Raw genomic sequence first — 2047 nt, forward strand, 5'->3', positions numbered from 1 at the left:
CGCCGCAGCCGCCCAGAACCTCCGCAAACTGGCCAAGATCCTTCCTGCACCGCAGCAACCGCGAAAAGCCTGACAAGAAAGGCGCTCGTGCCCCTGCCATGCGTCGATATTCTGCGCCAGAAAACGGGTGTTTTTCCACAGAATCGGCTCGAAACGGCCTTTCGCCGCAAATTGCATGAAGGTTGGCTATGGCCGTATCGAGCCAGGATATGAACTGTATCGTGTTTGTGAGACTTTGCAGGGCGGTAAACCGAGCTTGCTGCGGTGGCAGTCTAACGCTCAGAGCGAACGTCGCTGGTCCAAGTCATTCTGCAGTGCAGCGGACCGCGCCAAAGACGCGAACTAACCTGCGAATTAGACGAGTGGATTGCTCTGCGTCTTGCCCTACTCATGCTTTGCAAGCATGAATTGTGCCGCCCGGGGCCCAAGAGGACTGGGCAGGGTGAGCCGCAGGTTGAGTTTGCGGTCTTGGAGCAAGTCACGAGGAGACAGGCCTTGCCCGAAACCTCCGCGCAACCGGCGCCGATCTGGTCGATGCGCCCGATCTTCGACAGCGAGGCGCGGGCGCTGCCGATCCGTCCACTCGCTGCCAGCGGCGAGATCATGGATATGCTTCATATCCACAGGGCGAGCGTCGGCATCCAACTCGGCCGTCCGCTGACCGCCGAGGAGCGTCCGGCCGGATTTCGGGTGGACAGGAGCCAGGACTGGCGGGGGATACGGCGCCCCCGGGTCGATGACGCGTCACTGGAGCGGATTCTGGCAAGTGTGGATCTCTATCCCTTCAACTCGGTTGTCTGCGTCACGCAGGCCGTCGCGGAGGCTATGGCCGACCTCGATTTCGGCAACGGCAGGCTGACCGAAGTGCCGGTCTACCGCGAGGACGGCATCCGCATGCCGCTGCCGCTCTACATGATGGAATACCCCAACCAAAAGGACACCGTGCTGCGCGAGATCACCCCGCGCTGCAAGCCGCTGTACCGCAACAATCCGGCCAAGCAGTGGAAACTTCCGTTACGCCTGACCGGCCGCGATGTCTTCGTCTCCGCCCGCGCGGTCGGGGGCGCCGATTTCTGGCTCGACCCGAAGATCTCGCAGTGCTGGTTCGCCAGCGACCGCGCCGCGCAAATCCTGACCTCGCTCGGCCTGCAGGAGTCCTTCCAACTGAACCAGTGCAGACTTCCCGGCACCGCGATATCATTCTGAAATGAAGCTTTCTGCGGCGGTTCACGAGGCTCTTGCGTCTGTTAGCAAACTTCTGCTTCTAACTCTGCCTGCAAAAACTGTCGTTGTCGCGGCTGGCATTTAGTCGGCGCGGCTTACGGCAGGAAGGTCCGGCATCGCCGACTTCCGCCTGAAAGCGAATGCTGCACGACGAGATAAATGGCCGGTTCCAGGAAGCTGCGATGCAGCGAAGCCCGGTCTGGCGAATGACGGCAGTGGGCCGTCATCCACGAGGCTCGTCTCGCTGCACGCGCGAAATCACCCGGGGTGCGCTCCGGTCAGTTGGGCTCAAAGCCGTCATGCGGCGGTGCAGCAGGATGCGCGCCTGATCTTCGCCCCGCGTCCGTCGCTCTCGGCCCTTTGCCGACCTTGGCCATTACGGCGATTGCCGCACCGCAGCTTCACCGAAGCGGACGCTCATAAATCATGCTCTCGGAATGCTGCAGATCAGTTTGAAGGCCAGGCACTCCTGCGCGTGACGGACTTACCGAACTTCGCTCGGATGCCCCATTCTGTGTCGCCGCCGGTCGAAGCGGCCCGCTTGGGATCATGCACAATTCTCAATTGGCGTGCTGTGGCTATAGGGACGCAGCTGCAAGTGTCTCGAGCGCATGCTAAAGCGCGCATGCGTGTTTCCCGGGCTTGGAGCTTTGTATGAAATTCTGCCTTTCCTTGGCTCTTGTCTTGGGTGCAGCGCCTTGCATGGCGGAGACAGTGGCAGGTGTCGTCTATCTTCAGGATACCTCCCTTCAGGAACGCCCTCTATCGCTCTCGATCTGGTATCCATCGGAGGAACCGGCGTCGGCCGAGATTGGCGGCAATC

General features: G+C 61.2%; 1 protein-coding gene. It reads left to right on the forward strand.

What is annotated here, in order from left to right:
- Nucleotides 1–495 precede the first annotated feature (495 nt).
- The gene (locus BM171_RS18575) at nt 496–1206 is read left to right on the forward strand and encodes a hypothetical protein (RefSeq protein WP_093016132.1); all 711 of its coding nucleotides are present in this window, start codon (nt 496–498) and stop codon (nt 1204–1206) included.
- Nucleotides 1207–2047: the final 841 nt, after the last annotated feature.

The organism is Roseivivax halotolerans (genome assembly GCF_900115815.1).
GTDB classification, from domain to species: domain Bacteria; phylum Pseudomonadota; class Alphaproteobacteria; order Rhodobacterales; family Rhodobacteraceae; genus Roseivivax; species Roseivivax halotolerans.